Source organism: Vreelandella lionensis (assembly GCF_044543515.1).
GTDB lineage: Bacteria > Pseudomonadota > Gammaproteobacteria > Pseudomonadales > Halomonadaceae > Vreelandella > Vreelandella lionensis.
Map to the genome: position 1 here is coordinate 96,189 of NZ_JBITWC010000009.1, position 19,232 is coordinate 115,420.

A 19,232-nucleotide genomic window follows, 5' to 3' on the forward strand; every position below is an offset into this window, starting at 1 on the left:
TTTTTGCAGCTGCAATATGCGTAAAGTCGTTTAAGAAGTGTGAAAAATGGTGGCTATATCATGTGGTGCGCGCTGGCTGCACTAACTTAGTGCTTTTTGATGAATGGCGCTTCATGAAAATGCACTAATAAGACTCAGTAGCGCACAAAAAGTGTTCTTTTTAAGGAGGAGTAAGGTTAACTTTGAACGTCATGGTTGGTTTAAGCGTTGAAACAATGGGCAAAGTGGTACGGCTTTTGCGTGCTTATATAGTCAGACCGCTACGTAGATTGTCTGCGTCAGGCCTACACTACTGATTGAGGAAGTTGCCGCTTCCACCCTTGCGCCAGGAGAGCGCCCATGAGCCAAGTAGACTGGAACAACTATACGTGCCGTGATTTTTACGATGAGCTATTAGCGGCACCGGGAAAACCACGCGCCTCCGCGGATGAGTTATGTAATATGCTGGCGCGCTTTAGCGCTGAAGAGTTGGCAGAGCGTAAAACCGCCGCTGAAATTGCCATCCGAACAATGGGGATTACTTTTACCGTCTATTCCGAAGGGGCCATGATTGATCGCGCATGGCCCTTTGATATTGTGCCCAGGATTATACCGGCGAATGAGTGGCGTAAAACGGAAGCTGGTTTAAAGCAACGTGTTCAAGCGCTTAACTTGTTTATTGATGATATTTATCACAAACAAAATGTTGTTAAAGATAAAGTGTTACCCGCCGAAGTGCTTGCTCAATCAGCAAATTTCCGCCCTCAGTGTGTAGGAATTAATCCGCCCCATGGCGTCTGGGCGCATATCTGTGGTTCCGACCTGGTACGCGGCGGCGATGGCACGCTTTATGTGTTAGAGGACAATCTACGTATTCCTTCCGGTGTTTCCTATATGCTGGAAAACCGCAACGTGACCAAGCGCGTGCTGCCGGAGCTGTTTGCGTCGGGCAAGATTTTGCCGGTGGATGATTACGTTGCCCAGCTTTACGACATGCTGGCGGCGATGTCGCCACGTCCTGGGGACGACCCTCAAGTAGTGGTATTAACGCCCGGTATTTATAACTCCGCCTATTTTGAGCACGCTTATCTTGCTCAGCAAATGGGCGTTGAGCTGGTGCAAGGCAGCGACCTGCTAGTGGATGAGGATGATTTGGTCTACATGCGCACGGTAGAGGGGTTGCGCCGGGTCGATGTGATTTATCGCCGTGTGGATGATGAGTTTCTTGACCCGGAAGCCTTCAATCCAGACTCCATGCTGGGTGTGCCGGGCCTAATGCGCGCTTGGCGGGCGGGCAAAGTAGCATTGGCCAATGCCCCCGGTGCCGGTGTGGCTGATGATAAAGTGGTGTATGCCTTTGTGCCGGAGCTGATTCGCTACTATCTGGATCAAGAACCCCTGCTGCCCAACGTGCCCAGCTACCTGTGTATGTTTGAGGATGACCGCAAGTATGTACTCGATCATTTAGATGAGCTGGTGGTGAAGCCCGCCAACGAGTCTGGTGGCTACGGCATGTTGATCGGCCCGCGCTCTACCAAAGAGACCCGCGACGAGTTTGCGCGTTTGATCAAGGAGAACCCGCGAAATTACATGGCCCAACCTACCCTAGCGCTTTCAACCACGCCTACGCTTGCCAATGGATTACCCCAGCCCCGCCATGTGGATCTACGCCCGTTTATTCTCTCTGGCCCTGAAACCCACGTTACTACCGGGGGGTTAACCCGTGTGGCACTGGTGGAGGGTTCGCTGGTGGTGAACTCTTCCCAAGGGGGCGGCAGTAAAGACACCTGGATCGTCGAGACCGATGAGAACGCGGCGGGTGCCGCTGAGCAGAAAGGAGCCTAGCGCCATGCTGTCACGCGTAGCTGAAAACCTCTACTGGATGGCGCGTTACATTGAACGGGCCGAAGATACCGCGCGGCTGTTGAGCGTCAATAGTCACCTGATGCTGGATTTACCGCGCCATTTACCGCTGGGATGGGCACCACTGATTGAAATGACCGGCACGCTTGAAACCTTTAATGAACGCCATAGCAGCTTTGATGAGCGCAACGTGGTGCACTTTTTGTGTGCCGATGCCCAGAACGGTAGCTCGATTCTTTCAGCACTGGCGAGTGCCCGGGAAAACCTGCGTACCACCCGTGATGTGGTACCCAGAGAAATCTGGGAAGAGGTCAACCAGCTTTACCTTAACGTGGCCGACCACGCGGAAAGCGGCGTCAGCCCGCAGCGCCGAGATGCATTTTTGAAAAACGTGATTCGCGGTTGCCAAACGTTGACTGGCTTGATTGAGGGCACGCTCAGCCACGGTCCAGCGCGCACCTTTATCAAGTTAGGCCGCCAGTTGGAGCGGGCGGACATGACCACACGTATCGTTGACGTACGCTCAGCCAGCTTGCTGCCGCAAAACCCTGAAGAGCTATTGCCGTTTGAAAACCTGCAGTGGATGAGCGTGCTGAAATCGTTAACGGCTTATCAGATGTATCGTCAGCAGGTGCGTTTACGAGTACGCGGGCCAGATGTGCTGCGCTTTTTACTGCAAGATCCGCACCTGCCACGCTCCATTGCCTGCAGTCTGGAAACCTTAGGCCAGGAGCTCCAGCTACTGCCGCGTCAGGACCGTGTAGCGGCCACGGTGTCGCTGGTGCGGGCAGATGTGGTAGATGCAGATATCCAAGCGCTGGCGCACTCCCCCAGCAAGCTGCACGCCTTTGTCGATGATCTACAGATTGGCATTGCCGCTATTCACGATACGCTCAGCGCCACCTACTTTGTAAGCGGCGACAGCGTTCCACGGGTGGCCCAACGGCAAAGCCAAAGCCACGCAGGAGACCACGATAACGACTAACTAAGCGGCTTGAGAGCTGGCGTTCGCGTTCTGAATGAGTTCATGCAGGTACGCCAGTTTCTCCCTGACGGCGGGGGCAATGACCCCCGGTGCTAAATCCAGCAGACCCATATCCCGGTTTAGCTCATTCACCGCCATACCCACCTGATGAAACGCCCGCAGCATGCTGTCCAGCGTGCCGTCATACTCGGCGCGAGAAAGTCCCATATGTAGTGCAGTATCCAGCACGGCTACCATATCCAGGTAAAACGCGAATGTTTCAGCGAAGTCTTCCCAAGGGTGCATGGAGGCGTAGGCGGAAATAAAGCGTGTCGGCCAGTCAGTGGGTGCTCCTTGCTGGTAGTACTGTTCCAGCGCATCACTATAAGTGGGGTTGTTGTGATCGCCAAAGACACGGCAACTGGTGCTCTCATCTTGGCCTTTTACGAGAAGATCCCAGTAGTAGTGGCCAATCTCATGGCGAAAGTGACCGATCAGCGTACGGTGAGATTCATTCATATCCACGCGTAGCCGCTCCCGCTCAACGTCATCGGCTTCTTTGACATTGATAGTGATATGCCCATTAGCATGGCCTGTATACACCTTTTCTTGGCTTGCTGTAGAGCGCCATAGCCCTTGGTCGGGTAGCGCATCGGCCATAAACGAGAAGCTCAGCGGCACACGAATATTTTCCCCTTCGGTACCGTGGGGCAGCTTAAGCAGATCCAAGGTATGGAAGAGCCGCCGTTTGGCCGCTTCCAGCGCCGCCCAGCGCTCGCGGTTACCGGGAGTACTCAGGTCAGGAATCACATCGTTGTAGCGGCAGCAGTCGCAGAGTGAGTCTGCATGGCCTTCAGCCATGACCACCATACGGTTACACACGTTTTCCGCAGAGTAGTTGTGACATTGCATGAGCGCTGTGCTGCAGCCTTCATGGGTACAACGGTAGCCGCCGTTGTCTAGCGGTTCCAGCGCGACAATATTGCTACAAGTAGGGCACCAGCCAACATCAGACTCGCAGGCCAGGCAGTGAGTGTTTTCAAAAAACAGTGGGTTGCCGCAGCGGCAGCTAAATGTCTGCATGGATGCCTCCTGGTGTTAAGCCGCGTAGTTGGATGAAACCGTCTTCTTGTCTGAAGCCCTTGGTGCATCTATAGGAAAGCTATGCTCTCTACTTTGCGGGTATGTCTTAGAAACAGCATAGCGAGGGCGCTGCCGAGAGGGAAAGGCGAATTGCATTTGGCTAAACGTTTTTGTCTTTATCGAGTGGCTAATTGACGTTTACGTTAACTTGCTGATATACCCTACAGGCTCCCTATTAGAATCCATAACAAACACAACCACGAGGATCAGTGTTATGTCCGTTCGCGAAATACCCATGTATATCGATGGTCAGCCAGTGATGTCGCAAAGCCAGGAGTGGCGCGACGTTGTTAACCCGGCCACCCAAGAGGTAGTGGCTCGCGTTCCATTCTGCACCTCAGAAGAGGTCGAGCGGGCCGTTGCCAGTGCCAAAACGGCGTTTAAAGAGTGGCGCAAGGTGCCGCTGGGTAAACGCATGCGCATTATGCTCAAGCTTCAGGCCCTTATTCGCGAGAATACGGCAGAGCTTGCCGCGTTAATTACCGAAGAGCATGGCAAAACACTGCCCGATGCCGAGGGTGAAGTAGGCCGCGGTCTTGAGGTGGTGGAACATGCTTGCTCCATTACCTCGCTGCAGCTAGGCGAGTTGGCGGAAAACGCAGCGAACGAGGTAGATGTTTATACCATGCACCAGCCGTTAGGCGTGGGCGCGGGTATTACGGCATTTAACTTCCCGATTATGCTGCCCTGCTTTATGTTCCCGCTGGCTATTGCCACGGGTAACACCTTTGTATTGAAACCCTCCGAGCAGGACCCGAGCTCTACCATGCGGCTAGTCGAGCTAGCCCATGAAGCGGGCATTCCCGCTGGCGTGTTAAACGTGGTGCACGGTGGTCCGGATGTAGCGAATCAAATTGCTGACCACCAGGATATCAAGGCGCTGTCGTTTATCGGCTCGACTCATGTCGGCTCGCTGCTATACAACCGTGCCGCGGCGGCAGGCAAACGGATGCAGGCGATGATGGGGGCCAAAAACCACTGCGTCGTTATGCCTGACGCTAACCGCAGCCAAGCGATTGACAGCCTGTTAGGGTCTGCCTTTGGCGCGGCCGGGCAGCGCTGCATGGCGAACTCGGTAGTGGTGCTGGTGGGGGAAGCCCGGGAGTGGATAAAAGATATCGAAGCCGGTGCCCGTGGCATGAAAGTAGGGCCAGGCTCCCAGCGCGATGCAGACCTGGGGCCTTTGGTATCGCCCCAGGCGAAAGAGCGGGTTGAGCGCTTAATCAGCGCCGGTGAAAAAGAGGGCGCCACACTTCTGGTAGATGGCCGTGGCTATACGGTGGACGGCTACCCGGATGGCAACTTTGTAGGACCGACGCTATTTGCCGATGTAACGGCGGATATGACCATTTATCGGGAAGAGATTTTCGGCCCTGTGCTGTGTGTGGTTAGCGTAGAAACGCTGGATGACGCCATCAACTTTATTAATGCCAACCCCAATGGCAACGGCACGTCGATTTTTACCAACTCTGGCTGGGTGGCTCGCCGGTTTGAAACGGATATCGACGTTGGCCAAATTGGTATCAATGTGCCGATTCCTGTCCCCGTTGCTTACTTCAGCTTTACCGGATCTCGGGCATCCAAGCTGGGTGACTTAGGCCCCAACGGCAAACAGGCGATTGCTTTCTGGACGCAAACTAAGACCGTCACGGCCCGTTGGTTCGAGCCTGAAAACGTCTCTAGTGGGATTAACAGCACCATTTCGTTGTAAAAGATTCATTGTTATACGTTGGGCGATGCGCCTCTTCCAAGCTAGCGGAGGAGGCGCAAGCGCGTTAAAAACGATCAAATAGTGGCAGGCTGTCGTTGAGCAGTTGCTCAATGGGGGCAAGCTGGCTTTCATGGAGCACTAGCAGGTAAGGGGCGTCGTGCTGCTCGCTTATGGGTGCCAGCAGTGCAAACTCACCCTCTTCCATGTGGAATTCATGGATTTCACGGGGGCCATGTGGGGTATCGCACTGAGAGCAACGATAACTGTCATCTTCGCCGTAAACCAGGCGGTGATACATCTTAAATAGCGTATAGAGGGCTAACCCACCATCAAACGCAGGCCAACGTGCAGGCGTCTCGACAATATCGTCTGTCAGCGTTTGGCCTTCTGCCTCGGCATCTGCGATGGCATCGGCAAGAGGGGCAGCTAAAATGGCCGTGTTATCGGCAGGCAGCGGCGCATTTTGCCGGGCGGCGGTGGTAAAGCGCTCCACGGCAGTGTGGTAGTCATCTAAGCTATGTAGCGCATAATCGGCGTGCTGCAGGTCAGATGGCTCAAAGCCTCCGTTCTCCCAGCCATGAATGACACGTAGAGTGACTTGCCCGCGCTGCATCGGGCGTGCTAGCAGCGTATGAAGCATAACGCGGATATGTAGCTGACGCTCATCCGTATCGTTTTCGAACGCACGGTAAGGGTCGGCAAAAAGCTCATGCAAACGCCCTGGCGTGTGCTCTTTAGCTTCAGAGTATGTCATGGTGGTTTCCCTGTTAGTACGCCGCTTTGCTGATAACGTACGGCTTTTATGACATGGACTTAATAAGAGTATGGTGAGCGCGAACGCGAAATGAAAGGTGCTTTAGTTAGCAATTTGTTACCAGTTAATTTAATCGCGCTATTTATATCATGAACATAACAAGAAGGTGTCAATATGTCTGCTGCTATTAGCCGTTTTAAACTTCCCGAAACGCTGGATGATGTGCCAAGCGATATTCGTGATGCGATGTTGGCTGTGCAGGAAAAAGCGGGGTTCGTGCCTAATGTGTTTCTGATGCTGGCGCATCGCCCTGAGGAGTTTCGCGCTTTTTTTGCCTATCACGATGCCCTGATGGAGCGCGACTCCGATACGCTGACCAAAGCTGAAAAGGAGATGATTGTGGTGGCTACCAGTGCCCGCAATCGCTGCTTGTACTGTGTGGTTGCCCATGGCGCGCTGGTACGCATTTACAGTAAAGACCCGTTATTGGCCGATAATATCGCCATTAACCATACCGTCGCGGGGCTAAGCGAGCGTCATCGTCTAATGCTCGATTTTGCGCTGCATAGCGCTATCGAACTAGGGGAATTTTCTCCGCACTGGCAAACCCGTTTAGAAAAAGTGGGGTTTACCTTAGATGACTGCTGGGATATTGGCGCCATTGCGGCGTTTTTTGGTATGTCGAATCGCTTGGTGACCCTAGCGGGCACGCCGCCTAATTCCGAGTTCTATCTCATGGGGCGCGTGCCGAAAAAGCCTGACGAATCGGTTCGCGAAACGCCTTAAGACTTTACTACGGCGCTGCTTTGATTGAGGATAGCGCCTTCATTCACTGTCGCCAGGGGAGCCCAAAACGGGCTGAGAATGCGCGTAACGCAGACCCTGGAACCTGATCCGGTTCGTACCGGCGGAGGAAGCGCGACATGCCATACCTAACGTCTGCTGTGTTAGGCGCAGCCCTGTGCTGCTTTGCATTTCTGGGTCTTCGGGCACGCTTTGGCGGCGGCTCGCTGGATGATTATGTCACCGCCCGCAACTCGCAAACTGCGTCCACTCTGGGGCTGTCTTTTTTAGCCTCTGGAATGGGTGCCTGGATTCTGTTTGCTCCACCTGAAATTGGTGCCTTTGTTGGCCCCGTGGCGCTGCTGGGCTATGCCTTTGGCTCGGCGCTTCCGTTTATTGTATTGGGCCTTTATGGGCCAAAAATACGCCAAGCGCTGCCAGAAGGGCGCAGCATCGCGGAGTTTGCTGAGGCGTGCTATGGCAAAAACGTTCGTCGCTTTGTGGCGATGGTATCTGTTGCTTATATGGGCTGCTTTTTAGCCGCTGAGTTAACTGCCATTGGGGCTATTACCGCGCTGCTCTCTGATGTGCCGCCTGCCGTGGTGATCATTGGCGTTGCTCTAACGACGCTGGTGTACACCGTGATGGGCGGCCTTCGCGCCAGCCTTGCGACCGACCGTTGGCAGGCATGGCTGCTGTTGGCCCTACTACTGGCGGTGGCGAGCGTAACGCTTTGGCGGCTACCGAGCATGCCCAGCGACGCCGCTTTACCCTCATTGCCAATCGGTAGCTCGCTCAGCGTGGCATTGACGCTGGTGATTGCTGTGACGGCTGCCAATTTATTCCACCAGGGCTATTGGCAGCGGGTGTGGGCGGCACAAGATGACCAAAGCCTTGGGCGTGGCGCTTGGCTAGGCGGTGGTATGACGATTCTCGTGGTGATGGTAATTGGTGGCGTGGGCATGATGGCCGCCATGAGCGGTGTCAGCTTAGGTGAGCCGCCCATGCCGTTTTTTGCGCTGTTAAGCGATGCGCCGATATGGATCACGCTGCCGTCACTGGTACTTGCCGTTACCCTGGTCACGTCTAGCGTCGACACGTTACAAAACGGGATTGCCTCGCTATGGGCCAGCGGCGACCGCCCAGATGCTTTAACCAAGGCCCGTTGGCTTACTGTCGCGATCATGGTGCCGGTGATTGTGATTGCTCTGCAGGGGCTCTCGGTGCTTCGCCTGTTCCTGATTGCCGATCTGCTGTGTGCCGCCATCGTGGTACCGGTACTGCTTGGCTTATGGCAACGCATGACGCCTATGGCTGCGATAGGCGGCGGGCTTGCTGGGCTAGTGGGCGCTGTGCTGCCGGGTTGGTTGAGCCAAGGCAGTGTTAGTGCGGGCGTGATAGCAGCCACCTTCCCCGGCAGCGTACCAACCCTTGGCCCGTTTGTTGGGGCGCTGCTGCTCTCAACTGCGGTGAGTATGATCATTGCTGGAGCCAACAAGCGCCGCGTCCTTGCCCGTTAATCAAGGCGTTAAGCAGGAAATTTCGTTTCGCGTTATGCTGGCAGGGGTCTGACTACTACTGTAGGTGCGATCGCCATGAGCCACCTGTTACCTCCTAACGAAAATGCCCGTTTGGCTGCGCTTAACGAGCTAGCACTGTTGGATACGCCGAACGAGCCTGTTTTTGATCGCATTACGCGCTTGGTAACGGTGCTACTCGGTGTGCCACAGTCAACTATCACTCTGATTGATTCCGATCGGCAGTGGTTTAAGTCGCAAGTTGGCATCAATATCTCCGAAACGCCGCGGGATGTGGCGTTTTGTGCCTACACCGTGCTGGAAGCTTCTCCGTTGGTGGTGAAAGATGCGCTGCAAGATGAGCGTTTTGCCACCAACCCTTTAGTGACTCGACCTGATGGAATACGTTTTTACGCAGGCATTCCGCTTAAAAACTCACAGGGATTGGTGCTGGGTTCGCTGTGTGCGATGGATAGCAAACCGCGGCAGTTGAGCGCTCAGGAGCAGGCCGCGTTGCAAGATTTAGCCGACATTGTGACCGGTGAGATTCACCTGCGCGAACGGCTCATTAAAGAGCAAAAAAATAGTATTGCCACCCAAAAAGCGCTCACTGAGCTTCATCAAAGCCTTGAACAGCAAATCGAGCGGCGTACTCGCGAGCTCAATTTGGTGATTGAGTCTGCCTACGATGCCTATCTGAGCATTGACGCCCAAGAGCGGGTGCTGGACTGGAACCGTGCTGCAGAGAGTATATTTGGCTGGAGTCGCAAAGAAGCTTTAACGCGCCCACTAACGGCGCTTATGTTTCCCCAAGGGCTACCCAATCAAGATGAATCTGCGCCTATTTCTTGTGAGGCGACGCGCCGTGATGGCGTCCGCTTGCCGGTCGAAGTACGCCTGAAAAGCTATGAGATTAATGGTCGGATGCGCCGTAGCCTGTTTATTCACGATATCACTGAGCGCCAGCAGCTAGAGCGGCTTCGGGATCAACAGGCCCGTGAAGATGTACTGACTCGGTTGCCTAATCGCCGTGCGCTTGACGAGCGCCTATCCGAAGCGATGGCGCGGGTACGCCGTACCCTAAACCCGCTTGCGGTGCTGTTTCTTGATTTAGACGGGTTCAAGCGTGTTAACGACCAGCATGGCCACGCCATGGGTGATGAACTGCTGCGCGACGTTGCCAAGCGCTTGCAGTATGCCGTTCGCGAGACGGACTTTGTTGCCCGTTGGGCAGGAGACGAGTTTGTCGTGCTGCTAGAAGGAGTCACCGCCGAGGCGCTAGAGCCATTGGCTCAGAAACTGATTCACCTCATTGAAGAGCCGCTTTATGTTGGCAGCGCTACCTTACGGGTTAGTACCAGCATCGGTGTAGCGCTATTTTTGCCAGGGGCGTCTGAAACGGCTCAGGAGTTGTTAAAGCGAGCTGACGTGGCAATGTATATGTCGAAGCGGGCGGGTAAAGCGCGTATAGAGCTAACGCGCCCGGCAGATATAACGCCCAAGACTTAACAAGCCCAAGACTTAACGAACCCAGGGAAGAAAATGATTCGTTGCATATTAACCACCCCAGAAGGCGATGTGCGCGAGGGGGATGTACGCCTAATCGACGACTGGAAAACAATGCCCACTGCCCATTTGTGGGTTGATATGAAAGGCGAAAGCGAAGCGCAGGAGCGTGATGTGCTAGAGCGTTTTGACTGCCATCCCTTGGCCATTCAAGATGCCCATAAAGAGCGACACCCGCCGAAAATTGAAGAGTTTGAGAACCATACGCTGATTATTTATCGCGGCATTTCATCGTTCGATGCCCAGCTTAATTTTGTGCCCCAGCAGGTCTGTTTCTTTATCGGCGAACGTTTTTTGATAACGCTTCACCCCGGAGAAGCCTTGAGTATTGAGCGGCTGTTAAATGAGCAGGGTAAGGCGTTGCTGGCGCTTTCCCCAGAGCATGTGGCATTAAAAGTGATGTATACCTCAGCAGGATTTTATATTGATAGCCTGCTGGAGTTTGAGATGGAACTTAGCGATCTTGAGGATGAGCTGCTCGAAAACGGCAACGATGTTCTGATGCGTAAAATTACGACTTACCGCTCGCGGCTGGTGAAAATGCGGCGTATCTTTAGCTATCACAAAGGTATTACTCAAGAGCTAACGGCGTATGACTACGCCCACTTACCTAGAGGTGAGAGTGAAACCCTGCACGCGATTACCGATGTAGAGGAGCGCTTTGAGCGCCTCTATACGCTGACACAAATGTACTACGATATTTGCGGTGACTTGGTGGATGGCTATATCTCTATTTCTTCTCACCAGCTAAATATCACCATGCGTGTTTTGACGGTGATTACCGCTATTTTTGTTCCGCTGACGTTCATTGCCGGTATTTACGGAATGAACTTCGAATATATGCCTGAGCTTAGCTATCAATACGGCTACTTCTTTGTATGGGGGGCCATGTTGGGTATTGGCGGTATTTTAATCTGGCTGTTTAAACGCAAAGACTGGTTCTAAAGCCCTTGTCGGGCGGTGAGTTGGTGTAAACGAAATGCCAGCATGCAAAGCCCCAGCGCAATCAAGAGCCACAGAGCGGCCAGTAACATAGGAAAAGCCCGGGCCCCGGCGATATCCAGCAGCGGGCCTGTTAAAGACGGAATAATCAACGCACCGCTACCCGCTGCGGTAAAAATAGCGCCGGTGGTGCGGCCCCGCATCACAATGGCCTGGTTGCATAGCGCAAAAAGTGTTGGGAAAAAAGCAGAAGCCGAAAGCCCAAACAGCAGTGCTCCGAGGCTTAGAGGCAGCCAGTTAAAATGCAGGCCGGCCGAGGCACCCAAGCCCAGCGCCAAACAACTGGCTAACACCTGCCAGGGTGAACAAACACGCAGCAGAGGAATGGCCAGCAAACGGCCAGCAGATAGCGCTAGCCAGAATAGGGTGGCCAGCAGTGCCGCCTGCTCGGTAGTCAGCCCTGACAGCGCGCCATACGCCGTCACCCAGCCAGCAAACGTAATTTCAATGCCCACATAAATGGAAAACAGCAGCATAAATAGCCCCAGCAGCAGTGGGTCACGATGTTTGAGCGCTGCCAAAGTGGCTGGGTCAGGGTCTACCGTTGGCATAGTCGGGCTGGCAAAGCGCGAAAGTGGCCACAGCATGGCAGCCACGCTTAATGCAACAATCCAAAACGTGAGATGAAATTGCCCGGTAAGTGAGAGTGCGGCAATCATAATCAGCGGCGTAAGCATGTTGCCGAAGCTAAAGCAGAAGTGTAACGCGCTCACGTTTGGGCCTGCCGCATCGCGGTGTAGCCATAGCAGTAGCGTATTTCCCCCCGCGTTTAGCGATACTTCCGCAAAGCCCAACAGCATAAACAGCAGCGTTAATAGCACCAGGAGCGGGCTAAGCGGCGCCAAGGCGAGTCCTGCCACCGCCAGTACCCCCATCATTAACAACACGCGATGGCCGTTAAAGCGGTCCATCAGCAGCCCCGTTACAATAGCGCCGCTCATATTGCCCACCGCTCGGGCGGTGAACAGTACTGCAATCTGGCTCATGGAAGAACCGCTCGCTGCGGCTAAATGGGGCAGGGCAGGGCCTAGCAGCCCGCCGGTCATGCCGATGGCGATAAACAGGCCAAAATAGGTCCAGGTAAGGCGACGATGATACGCAGAGATAAAGTGAAGCATACCGTTCCTTGGCAGGGTCTGAGGGATGCGGCTGGTTGGCTAGCTTGACGTGTTTTTCATCCCATCACTATTGGCGAAAAGTTGACGCCGTGCCATGTGGTTTACGCGGGAGTGTGGCATGCTCGCAGTCGACCAAAGACCTGCAACTCACCAGAGAGTGAACACCATGACGATTATGATCTTAGGCCTGCTAATATTTCTTGGCGGGCACTCGGTACGCATTTTTGCTGAATCCTGGCGACAGCAGCAAATAGCCGCACGCGGCGAAGGTACCTGGAAGCTGGCTTACTCAGCCGTGGCCGTGATAGGGCTGGCCCTCGCGATTTATGGTTATGGCTTAACGCGCTTGGACCCTATCCATATCTGGTTTCCGCCGATGGGCTTACGCCATGCAGTGGCGTTATTGATGCTACCTGCGTTTATTATGCTGGCAGCTGCTTACGTACCGCGTAACGCTATCAAGGCCAAACTAGGCCACCCCATGATGCTGTCAGTTAAAATTTGGGCGTTCGCCCACCTGCTGGTGAATGGTCGACTGGGCGATATCCTCTTTTTTGCTGCTTTCCTTGTATGGGCCATTTTGGCGTTTAAAGCTGCCAAGCAGCGTAGCCGCCAACATCCTTCAGCGCCTCAGGCCACCTCGCTGCCCGCGACACTGGCAACGATTGCCATTGGCGTGGTGGCCTACGGACTGTTTGCTTTCTACTTACACGGCGTACTGATCGGCGTACCTGTTTTTGGCTAGCCCTTTGATGCATCTCGCAGTTTTGTTCTCTTAATATCTTGAACCTCGCCGGGCGTTTGTTATTGTCGCGGCGTATGCACTAATAAGGAGCCAGCCCATGGCCGACACGCAACACACTGCCCACGCGACGCCCATCCCAACAAAGATGTCTGCGATGTTATTAACCGGCCACGGTGATGTGGATGCTTTGCAGTATCGACAGGATGTGCCGACACCAAAGCCAGGGCCTGGCCAAGTGCTCGTCCAGGTAACGGCCACCGCGAAAAACAACACCGACCGCAAAGCGCGCGAAGGGCTCTACCCGACGAAGGGCAAGGAGGAGGTTACCTCGTTTGCCATGGGCGGTTCGCCAACCTTAACGTTCCCGCGTATTCAAGGGGCCGATGTTGCCGGGCGCATTGTCGCCGTAGGTGAGGGTGTGGATGAGCATCGTATCGGCGAGCGTGGCCTACTGGATTTCAACATCTACGCCGATGAGCGTCGTGATATTAACCTCACGCCGGACTACTACGGCCACGGTGCTGATGGCGGCTATGCTGACTACATTGCGGTGCCTGCCGACCAGTTTCACCACGTCGCTAACCCTGAACTGCATGATGCTGAGCTGGCCGCTATGGGCATGTGCTCCTATCAAACGGCCTACCACATGATGACTGCCGCCAACGTGCGCGCAGGCGAGCGGGTGTTGGTTAGCGGCGCCAGCGGCGGGGTGGGCACGGCGCTCATTCAGCTGTGTCGCATTGTTGGGGCGATCCCTTATGCGGTAAGTCAGCTTGATAAAGCCGATGCGCTTATTTCGCTTGGGGCGGAAGCGGTGATTGACCGTGGCGACCTGCCAACGTTTGTCGAGCGTGTGCTGGCGGAAACCGGTGGCCAAGCGATTGATGCGGTGATGGATCTGGTAGGCGGCGAAATGACCGACCTTTTCATCGACACCATGATTGGCGATATGCAGCGCCGCACCACCTATCCACGGCTTTCCATTGCTGGTGCCAGCGGCGGCAATATCAGCGAAATCATGTGGACCCGCATTTATCTGTATCAGGTGCAGATTTTCGGTGTGTCCCACGGCACCCGGGAAGAGGCAGAGCAGCTGATTGACTGGATTCGCAGCGGCGAACTTAAACCCGTTTTGCATGGCGCCTTTAAGCTCTCCGAGCTACATGATGCCGAACGCTATTTTGTAAACCGTGGCAGTAACTACCTGGGTAAAATCGTGATTGTTCCCGATGCCCAGTGGGACAATCACGGCGCACCTTTTGCTCTTACCACTGCCTAGGAGGCGGGTTTGTGAAGAACCTCCATACGATTCAATTGTTGGACACTCATGCGGGCGGCGATGTCAGCCGTATTGTCACCGGTGGTATTGATGCGCTACCCGGCGCTACGGTTCGTCAGCAGATGGAGTATCTGCGCGACGATGCCGATGGCCTCAGGCGTTTGCTGTTGGAAGAGCCCTATGGCATTCCAGAGATGTCGGTAGACCTGCTGGTTCCTGCCACAGACCCGGAAGCCGTGGCGGGATATATCATTATGGAAGTGATGGGCTACCCGATTTACTCCGGCTCCAACACGCTCTGCACGGCCACTGCCGTTTTGGAAACCGGCATTGTGCCGAAGCAGGAGGGCATCCAGCGCTTTAAGTTGGAAGCGCCTGCGGGGTTGGTGCAAATTGAAGCCCGCGTGCATAACGGCGTGGTGGAATCGGTCACGTGTGAAGGTCTGCCCAGCTATATCGATACCTATCGGGATACCATCCAAGTACCAGGGATCGGTGACGTGACCTACTCGGTCGCTTATAGCGGCGGCTTTTACGCCCTGGTAGATGCCGAGGCGCTGGGATTCAAGCTGGTGCGAGATGAAGAGCAGGCACTTGCCGCCTGCGCCCATAAAATCGTTGAGGCGATTCAGGCGCAGCGAGGCTTCTCCCACTACACCTTGGGAGATGTGGGCCCGCTGCCGTTTTTGCACTTTATGGGGCCGGAAGAGCAGGTAGCCGAAGGCTATATCCGCTCGCGTTCGACCACCTATGTGCATCCCGGGGTTATCTGCCGCAGCACCACGGGCACCGGCACCTCAGCACGGCTAGCGCTGATGAACTATGAAGGGCGTTTAAAGCTGGGCGATAAGCTGGAAACGGTATCGCTGCGGGAAACTGGTTTTATCGGCACCTTTACTGGTACTCATCAGGAGGGCGCTTACCAAGTGGTGGAAAACACCATTACCGGGCGCAGCTATGTACTGGCGGACTCCAAGATTGTAATTAACTGCGACGACCCGATGGTGGCTTGTGGCGAGCTTCACCATATCCTGAGCGACCGTCACAGCGAGTAATGTTGAGCGAGTAGGTGGTGGAGTGTGAAGTGCTCAATCGGTAGTCACACCGCCTACAACATAACCTTCCTGTTCAATGCGCTCCCATACCGGGGCCTTTTCGGCCTCGGTCATGCTACCCCAATAGGCAATTTCATCCAGCGTGCGTCCGCAGCCCTGGCAGACCTCGGTGCTCGGCTTAATTTGGCAAACGTGAATACAAGGCGATAATGGACGAGATGGGATTGGCATGACGGTCACTGTGTCAGGTATCGAGAGGGCACGTATAAAAGAGGGGCACGTATAAAAGAGTAAGGGCAGCTCCCTGCTAACCCACCGGCACTTTACCACGCAGCGACTTAATTTTGCCTTTGCGGGTTTTATGGTCCACCCGACGCCGCTGAGAGCCTTTGGTGGGCTTGGTTGGGCGGCGCGCTTTTGGCTGTTTCGCCACGCTTCGAATCAATACCTGTAGACGGTTCAAAGCGTCCTCTTTATTCAGCTCCAAGGTGCGGTAGCTTTGGGCTTTAATAATCACCACGCCTTCTTTGCTGATGCGCTGGTCGGAGAGTGCCATCAGGCGCTCTTTATAAACCGGCGGCAGCGTTGAGCGCTGAATATCGAAACGCAAATGCACCGCTGAGGCAACTTTGTTGACATTTTGGCCGCCAGCGCCCTGGGCGCGAATTTGGCTAATATCAATTTCCCAGTCCGCCACGCTGACGCTATTGGAAATAGTGAGCATTCAGTTCCTCTGTGTCGCATGTAGCATCTTAGGCTAGCACATTTAACACAGAGGCGACGGCCCGCTGTATGGCTACCCTGCCAAGTTAGTTATCGGCTGGTTGCTGTCAAACGCCAGCACATTGTTAAACGCATCGTGGAAATAGAGTTCATAGCTATCTTTTTCTACATAGCCTAGGTGAGGGGTAGCAATGAGATTAGGCAGTGCTAACAGCGGGTGGTTAATCACGGGCTCTTCGTCAAATACATCCACTGCGGCACGGCCGGGTTGGCCTGCTTTTAAAGCAGCATCAAGCGCGCCTGGAGCGATTAATGGTGCTCGGCTGGTGTTCACTAGCAGGGAGGTTGGTTTCATTAGTGCGAGATGTGCGGCGGTGACAATGCCCCGGGTAGCCTCATTTAAACGCAGATGCAGGCTGAGTACATCCGACTGTGCAAACAGGGCTTCTTGGCTCTCTGCCACCGCCAGGCCAGCCTCTGTAGCACGCTGACGGGTGCCTTCACGGCCCCAGACCAATACCTTCATCTCAAAGGCTTGCCCATAGCGAGCGACTAGGCTGCCAATTTTGCCGTAGCCAAATATGCCCAGCGTGCGGCCCCTAAGCCCAGTCCCTAAAGTACGCTGCCAGCGGCCCGCTTTTAGGTTGTCAACCTCCTCGGGAATATGCCGCATTGCCGCCAACACCAGCCCCCAGGTTAACTCGGCAGCAGCATAGGGGGAGCCTTTTCCGGTCATCACCGTCACGCCATGTTGCCGACAGGCATCAAGATCCACATGGGCAGCGCCACCCCCCGTCTGGCTGATCACTTTTAACTTGGGTAACCTCGCCAATAGCTCAGCTGTAATAGGCGTTCGCTCGCGGATTAGCACTAACGCATCCGCTTCTTTAAAGCGTTCGACCAGCGCATCCAGTTCGCCAACCGTATCGTTATAAATGGTCACCTTATGACCGTTAAGCAGCGCAAATGCGTCAAGGCCTCGCACACAATCCTGATAGTCATCTGGAATGACAATATTCATAGTCCGTTTCCTTGCTGGGCAGCCTAGTTAATGGCAAAACGTAAAGCGAAGTAGAGCGTCACAAAATAGTACCTTCAAATACCGTTCAAAAGGAGCGCCCATGGATGTCCTGTTAGAGAAAGCGCCATTGAGTGCAGGTGTGCTTTACCGTCTGCTATCTGGCAGCGTGTGCCCTCGGCCTATTGCCTGGGTGGCTACCCAAGATAAACGTGGTAACGCCAACCTTGCACCGTTCTCATTTTTCAACGTTGCCAGCATTGATCCGCCTGTTTTGGCATTCTCACCGTTACTGGACGGCAGCGCCCAGCCAAAAGACACGTTGCGTAATTTAAATGAAGTGGAAGAGTGCGTGGTGCATGTGGGCACGGAAGGACTTATTGAGGCGTTAAACACCACCAGCGCGAGCCTGCCCAGAGGCGAGGATGAGTTTGTACTCGCAGGGCTGGAAAAAGCCGCCATGCCGGGCGTGAGCGTACCGCGGATAGCTGCGGCACCGGTGGCGTTTGGTTGCAAACTGGTGGATGTCATTCGTTTTGGTGACCGGCCACTGGCAGGCAGCCTAGTACTGGTGCAGGTAGTCGCGATCCATGCAGATGATTCTGTATGGGATGGTCGTCACGTCAATATGGAAATACTTCAACCAATAGGCCGCTTAGCGGGCAGCGACTACGTGCGCATCACTGACCGTTTTTCCATTGAGCGACCAGCCTAGCCGACGACACGTTTTATTACATTCTGTTTAAGGCTAGCTAGGCTTAAGTCGTATATTCTTCCGCCGATAACAGTAGAAAGCAGCACTACGTAGGGGGAGAATTAATGCGGCGTACAAAAACATGGCTATTGGTAGTTGGGCTGTTAGCAGCGCCACTGGCGCAGGCAGAACTAACGGTGGGCATCGTTGCCCCTTCAAGCGGGGGGGCTGCCCCGTTAGGCATCGGTATGCAGCAGGGAATTGATACCTACTTTGCCAAGATAAACGCTGAAGGTGGCGTCAACGGCAATCAGTTGGCTTTAAAAGCCTATGATGATCAATATGCGCCGCTGCAGGCTGCCAAGCATACCCGTGATCTGGTAAGTGATGAGAACCTACTGGCCGCCGTTGGCAATGTGGGTACGCCCACCGCAGCGGTCACCATTCCTATTTATAACCAAGGGAAAACACTGCTGTTTGGTGCATTCACAGGGGCAGGTATTCTGCGCCGTTCGCCACCGGACCGCTATGTGATCAACTATCGGGCAAGCTACGTACAAGAGACCGCCACCATGGTGGATGGGCTGCTTAGCGCAGGTATTCAACCGGAGGAAATTGCCTTTTTTACCCAAAACGATAGTTTTGGGGATGCGGGCTATAACGGCGCGATAAGTGCTATGCAAGCGCGGGGCTTCTCCAATACGGCTAACTTGGTTCATGGCCGCTTTACCCGTGGGACCCGGAATATCCATCAGGGCTTGGCGACTATTCTCCAAGCGCCAGTCACACCACGCGCGGTCATCATTGTTGGCACTTTCGGGCCGGCAGCAGATTTTATCCGTGAAGCTCGTCAAGACCTACCTGACACGCTTTTTCTTAACGTCTCGTTTGTAGGTAGCCAGGCGCTGTTAGAGGAGTTGGGTTCACGACGAGCAGAGGGCGTTATTGTGACGCAGGTAGTGCCACCGCTAGATGCTGACCTTCCTGCGGTAGAAGAGTATCGCCAAGCGCTGGCAGAGTATGCGCCAAACGCTGCCCCTGACTTTATCTCTCTGGAGGGCTACCTTGCGGCCAAGCTGTTTGTAGAAGGTGTAAAAGCCGCGGGTAGTAACCCTGATCGTGAAGCGGTTGTAGATGGCTTATTAAGCCTTGGCAGTATTGATATAGGCGTTGGGGAGCCGCTCACTCTTGGCCCGAATGACCATCAGGCAAGCGATGCTGTTTGGCCTACGGTTATCCGAAACGGCCAGTTCGAGCCGTTGGATTGGGCCAGCGTAGCTCAGTAACTCTTCTGTTTGCATTCTCTCTGACACGGCGA

Annotated in this window: 18 protein-coding genes and 1 riboswitch; of the genes, 12 read left to right on the forward strand and 6 right to left on the reverse strand. The window is 54.5% G+C overall.

Annotated elements, in window-relative coordinates; translation table 11 throughout:
* Positions 1-339 precede the first annotated feature (339 nt).
* Positions 340-1,824, forward strand: coding sequence for a circularly permuted type 2 ATP-grasp protein (locus ACIGG6_RS07550; RefSeq protein WP_399843625.1), 1,485 nt, complete (start codon positions 340-342; stop codon positions 1,822-1,824).
* Between the two features lie 4 nt (positions 1,825-1,828).
* The gene (locus tag ACIGG6_RS07555; protein WP_399843627.1) at positions 1,829-2,827 is read left to right on the forward strand and encodes an alpha-E domain-containing protein; all 999 of its coding nucleotides are present in this window, start codon (positions 1,829-1,831) and stop codon (positions 2,825-2,827) included.
* Here the strand turns inward: ACIGG6_RS07555 and ACIGG6_RS07560 are convergent, their stop codons facing one another.
* Positions 2,828-3,889, reverse strand: a complete 1,062-nt coding sequence (locus tag ACIGG6_RS07560; RefSeq protein ID WP_399843630.1) for a putative zinc-binding metallopeptidase — start codon at positions 3,887-3,889, stop codon at positions 2,828-2,830.
* Between the two features lie 274 nt (positions 3,890-4,163).
* On the opposite strand from ACIGG6_RS07560, the gene ACIGG6_RS07565 reads away from it, so the two are divergent.
* Positions 4,164-5,660: a CoA-acylating methylmalonate-semialdehyde dehydrogenase gene (locus tag ACIGG6_RS07565; RefSeq protein ID WP_062360159.1), complete on the forward strand. Its 1,497-nt coding sequence runs from the start codon at positions 4,164-4,166 to the stop codon at positions 5,658-5,660.
* Between the two features lie 64 nt (positions 5,661-5,724).
* Here ACIGG6_RS07565 and ACIGG6_RS07570 read toward each other — a convergent pair whose 3' ends face one another.
* Complete coding sequence (locus ACIGG6_RS07570) at positions 5,725-6,414, reverse strand: hypothetical protein (protein WP_253502807.1); 690 nt, start codon at positions 6,412-6,414, stop codon at positions 5,725-5,727.
* A gap of 174 nt (positions 6,415-6,588) precedes the next feature.
* Between ACIGG6_RS07570 and ACIGG6_RS07575 the strand changes: the two genes are divergently transcribed.
* The 4 genes from ACIGG6_RS07575 to corA all read left to right on the forward strand — a co-directional run bounded on the left by ACIGG6_RS07575 (position 6,589) and on the right by corA (position 11,225).
* On the forward strand, positions 6,589-7,200 hold the full coding sequence (locus tag ACIGG6_RS07575) for a peroxidase-related enzyme (RefSeq protein WP_083024858.1): 612 nt from the start codon (positions 6,589-6,591) through the stop codon (positions 7,198-7,200).
* A 44-nt stretch (positions 7,201-7,244) separates the two neighbouring features.
* Positions 7,245-7,348: riboswitch (TPP riboswitch) on the forward strand.
* Entirely contained in the window at positions 7,338-8,717 is a 1,380-nt protein-coding gene (locus tag ACIGG6_RS07580) for a sodium:solute symporter family transporter (protein ID WP_062360162.1), read from the forward strand. It overlaps the preceding riboswitch by 11 nt.
* Positions 8,718-8,792: 75 nt before the next feature.
* Complete coding sequence (locus ACIGG6_RS07585) at positions 8,793-10,223, forward strand: diguanylate cyclase domain-containing protein (protein ID WP_399843634.1); 1,431 nt, start codon at positions 8,793-8,795, stop codon at positions 10,221-10,223.
* Positions 10,224-10,256: 33 nt separating this feature from the next.
* Positions 10,257-11,225, forward strand: coding sequence for a magnesium/cobalt transporter CorA (corA, locus tag ACIGG6_RS07590; RefSeq protein WP_062360163.1), 969 nt, complete (start codon positions 10,257-10,259; stop codon positions 11,223-11,225).
* On the opposite strand, the gene ACIGG6_RS07595 is transcribed toward corA, so the two are convergent.
* A complete protein-coding gene (locus ACIGG6_RS07595; RefSeq protein WP_253502801.1) occupies positions 11,222-12,400 on the reverse strand; it encodes an MFS transporter in 1,179 nt (392 codons plus the stop codon). The two genes, corA and ACIGG6_RS07595, sit on opposite strands and share 4 nt — an antisense overlap.
* A 166-nt stretch (positions 12,401-12,566) precedes the next feature.
* On the opposite strand from ACIGG6_RS07595, the gene ACIGG6_RS07600 reads away from it, so the two are divergent.
* The 3 genes from ACIGG6_RS07600 to ACIGG6_RS07610 all read left to right on the forward strand — a co-directional run bounded on the left by ACIGG6_RS07600 (position 12,567) and on the right by ACIGG6_RS07610 (position 15,479).
* Entirely contained in the window at positions 12,567-13,145 is a 579-nt protein-coding gene (locus ACIGG6_RS07600) for an NnrU family protein (protein ID WP_253502799.1), read from the forward strand.
* A gap of 97 nt (positions 13,146-13,242) precedes the next feature.
* On the forward strand, positions 13,243-14,424 hold the full coding sequence (locus ACIGG6_RS07605; RefSeq protein WP_253502797.1) for a zinc-binding dehydrogenase: 1,182 nt from the start codon (positions 13,243-13,245) through the stop codon (positions 14,422-14,424).
* 11 nt (positions 14,425-14,435) lie between these two features.
* A complete protein-coding gene (locus ACIGG6_RS07610; RefSeq protein ID WP_399843639.1) occupies positions 14,436-15,479 on the forward strand; it encodes a proline racemase family protein in 1,044 nt (347 codons plus the stop codon).
* Between the two features lie 33 nt (positions 15,480-15,512).
* On the opposite strand, the gene ACIGG6_RS07615 is transcribed toward ACIGG6_RS07610, so the two are convergent.
* The 3 genes from ACIGG6_RS07615 to ACIGG6_RS07625 all read right to left on the reverse strand — a co-directional run bounded on the left by ACIGG6_RS07615 (position 15,513) and on the right by ACIGG6_RS07625 (position 17,223).
* A complete protein-coding gene (locus tag ACIGG6_RS07615) occupies positions 15,513-15,710 on the reverse strand; it encodes a DUF1289 domain-containing protein (RefSeq protein ID WP_253502791.1) in 198 nt (65 codons plus the stop codon).
* Positions 15,711-15,786: 76 nt separating this feature from the next.
* A complete protein-coding gene (arfB, locus tag ACIGG6_RS07620; RefSeq protein WP_253502788.1) occupies positions 15,787-16,203 on the reverse strand; it encodes an alternative ribosome rescue aminoacyl-tRNA hydrolase ArfB in 417 nt (138 codons plus the stop codon).
* Between the two features lie 72 nt (positions 16,204-16,275).
* Positions 16,276-17,223, reverse strand: coding sequence for a D-2-hydroxyacid dehydrogenase family protein (locus ACIGG6_RS07625; protein WP_399843643.1), 948 nt, complete (start codon positions 17,221-17,223; stop codon positions 16,276-16,278).
* Between the two features lie 100 nt (positions 17,224-17,323).
* On the opposite strand from ACIGG6_RS07625, the gene ACIGG6_RS07630 reads away from it, so the two are divergent.
* Both ACIGG6_RS07630 and ACIGG6_RS07635 read left to right on the forward strand, forming a co-directional pair.
* Entirely contained in the window at positions 17,324-17,935 is a 612-nt protein-coding gene (locus ACIGG6_RS07630) for a flavin reductase family protein (RefSeq protein WP_253506024.1), read from the forward strand.
* 104 nt (positions 17,936-18,039) lie between these two features.
* A complete protein-coding gene (locus tag ACIGG6_RS07635; protein ID WP_253506022.1) occupies positions 18,040-19,200 on the forward strand; it encodes an ABC transporter substrate-binding protein in 1,161 nt (386 codons plus the stop codon).
* The last annotated feature ends 32 nt before the right edge of the window (positions 19,201-19,232 follow it).

Bases quoted from the DNA above. Each gene is read 5' to 3' on its own strand.
- ACIGG6_RS07550 (WP_399843625.1), top strand. From the start codon at position 340: ATGAGCCAAGTAGACTGGAACAACTATACGTGCCGTGATTTTTACGAT.
- ACIGG6_RS07555 (WP_399843627.1), top strand. From the start codon at position 1,829: ATGCTGTCACGCGTAGCTGAAAACCTCTACTGGATGGCGCGTTACATT.
- ACIGG6_RS07560 (WP_399843630.1), bottom strand. From the start codon at position 3,889: ATGCAGACATTTAGCTGCCGCTGCGGCAACCCACTGTTTTTTGAAAAC.
- ACIGG6_RS07565 (WP_062360159.1), top strand. From the start codon at position 4,164: ATGTCCGTTCGCGAAATACCCATGTATATCGATGGTCAGCCAGTGATG.
- ACIGG6_RS07570 (WP_253502807.1), bottom strand. From the start codon at position 6,414: ATGACATACTCTGAAGCTAAAGAGCACACGCCAGGGCGTTTGCATGAG.
- ACIGG6_RS07575 (WP_083024858.1), top strand. From the start codon at position 6,589: ATGTCTGCTGCTATTAGCCGTTTTAAACTTCCCGAAACGCTGGATGAT.
- ACIGG6_RS07580 (WP_062360162.1), top strand. From the start codon at position 7,338: ATGCCATACCTAACGTCTGCTGTGTTAGGCGCAGCCCTGTGCTGCTTT.
- ACIGG6_RS07585 (WP_399843634.1), top strand. From the start codon at position 8,793: ATGAGCCACCTGTTACCTCCTAACGAAAATGCCCGTTTGGCTGCGCTT.
- corA (WP_062360163.1), top strand. From the start codon at position 10,257: ATGATTCGTTGCATATTAACCACCCCAGAAGGCGATGTGCGCGAGGGG.
- ACIGG6_RS07595 (WP_253502801.1), bottom strand. From the start codon at position 12,400: ATGCTTCACTTTATCTCTGCGTATCATCGTCGCCTTACCTGGACCTAT.
- ACIGG6_RS07600 (WP_253502799.1), top strand. From the start codon at position 12,567: ATGACGATTATGATCTTAGGCCTGCTAATATTTCTTGGCGGGCACTCG.
- ACIGG6_RS07605 (WP_253502797.1), top strand. From the start codon at position 13,243: ATGGCCGACACGCAACACACTGCCCACGCGACGCCCATCCCAACAAAG.
- ACIGG6_RS07615 (WP_253502791.1), bottom strand. From the start codon at position 15,710: ATGCCAATCCCATCTCGTCCATTATCGCCTTGTATTCACGTTTGCCAA.
- arfB (WP_253502788.1), bottom strand. From the start codon at position 16,203: ATGCTCACTATTTCCAATAGCGTCAGCGTGGCGGACTGGGAAATTGAT.
- ACIGG6_RS07625 (WP_399843643.1), bottom strand. From the start codon at position 17,223: ATGAATATTGTCATTCCAGATGACTATCAGGATTGTGTGCGAGGCCTT.
- ACIGG6_RS07630 (WP_253506024.1), top strand. From the start codon at position 17,324: ATGGATGTCCTGTTAGAGAAAGCGCCATTGAGTGCAGGTGTGCTTTAC.
- ACIGG6_RS07635 (WP_253506022.1), top strand. From the start codon at position 18,040: ATGCGGCGTACAAAAACATGGCTATTGGTAGTTGGGCTGTTAGCAGCG.